Raw genomic sequence first — 1,273 nt, 5'->3', positions numbered from 1 at the left:
TGCCAGTGAAATACACCGACGAACTCAAGGCTCGCGCCGTCGAACTCGTCATCCATGCTCAAGCTGACCCCGAGACAGCGAACGGGGCAATCACCCGCGTCGCGAACGAGCTCGGGCTCAGCAAGGAAACCCTGCGAGTCTGGGTGCGCAAGCACAAGGACTCCGGGAAGGCTACGCCGACGGAGTCTGTCGACCTAGAGGCTGAGAACCGCCGGCTACGTGCCGAGCTGACTGAAGCCAGACGGGCGAACGAGATCCTGAAGAAGGCCTCGGCTTTCTTCGCGGCGGAGCTCGACCGCCCATCAAAGTAATCGTTGCCTTCATCGACGAGAACAAACACGAGTTTGGAGTCGAGCCAATCGTGCGCGCCCTGAAAGGGACTGCTGCACGGATTGCTGTGAGCTCGTATTACGCGTACAAGTTGCGTGAACCCTCAGCCCGGGCCCTGCGGGACCGGGAACTGTTGGTCGTCATCAAAGACGTCTATGAGGCGAACTACTCGTGTTACGGGGTACGCAAGATGTGGAAGGCGGTCAACCGTGAGTACGGTGACCGGTTCGGCAACATCGCCCGGTGCACCATCGAGCGGTTGATGCGCCAGCTGGGCATTGATGGGATCCGTCGGAGGCGGAAGCGTCCGAAGACGGCCTCGGCCAGGGCCGAGGAATGCCCGGACGATCTCGTTGAACGCGAGTTCGAAGCGGACGGGCCGAACTGTCTCTGGGTCGCTGACATTACATATGTTCCGACGCGGTCTGGGTGGGTGTATACGACGTTCATTCTGGATGTATTCCATCGTGAGATTGTGGGTTGGCAGGTGACGAACCATATGCGCGAGTCCTTGGCCAGGGATGCGTTGACGATGGCTTTGGCTGCGAAGTTCCGTGCTGGCGAAGATGTATCGGGGCTTGTCCACCACTCGGATCGTGGCGTTCAATTCCGATCGATTCGCTATGGCGAGACCCTTGCCGAATCGGAGGTCGTGGCTTCGGTGGGGTCCCGTGGGGACTCGTATGACAATGCCATGGCTGAGGCACTGAATTCGGTTTATAAGGCTGAATTGATTGATCGTCGTGAGTGGTCAGGGTTGATTGAGGTCATGGCCGAGACGTCGAAGTGGGTGTCTTGGTACAACCAGGACCGGCTGCATTCAGCCATTGCTTATCGGCCGCCGGTCGAAGTTCATTCTGAATGGATCAACCAGAGTGATACCGAGTCGGTGGCTGCTTAGATAACCAGGAAAATAGCCCTCTATGAAACCCGGGGCTTGACA

2 protein-coding genes and 1 other annotated feature are annotated in these 1,273 nt (G+C 58.3%); both genes read left to right on the top strand.

The features are described 5' to 3' along the window. On the top strand, positions 1 to 311 hold a 311-nt coding region (locus tag BAUR9175_RS19090; RefSeq protein WP_141322722.1), incomplete at its 5' end, for a transposase. Next, positions 272 to 388: a sequence feature (AL1L pseudoknot), on the top strand. It overlaps the preceding gene by 40 nt. Next, the gene (locus BAUR9175_RS19085) at positions 302 to 1,231 is read left to right on the top strand and encodes an IS3 family transposase (RefSeq protein ID WP_114385263.1); all 930 of its coding nucleotides are present in this window, start codon (positions 302 to 304) and stop codon (positions 1,229 to 1,231) included. Its footprint overlaps the feature before it by 87 nt. The genes BAUR9175_RS19090 and BAUR9175_RS19085, both read left to right, overlap by 10 nt. The last annotated feature ends 42 nt before the right edge of the window (positions 1,232 to 1,273 follow it).

It is taken from the genome of Brevibacterium aurantiacum (assembly GCF_900169065.1).
GTDB classification, from domain to species: Bacteria; Actinomycetota; Actinomycetes; order Actinomycetales; family Brevibacteriaceae; genus Brevibacterium; species Brevibacterium aurantiacum.
This window is presented reverse-complemented; position numbering and strand designations above follow the sequence as displayed.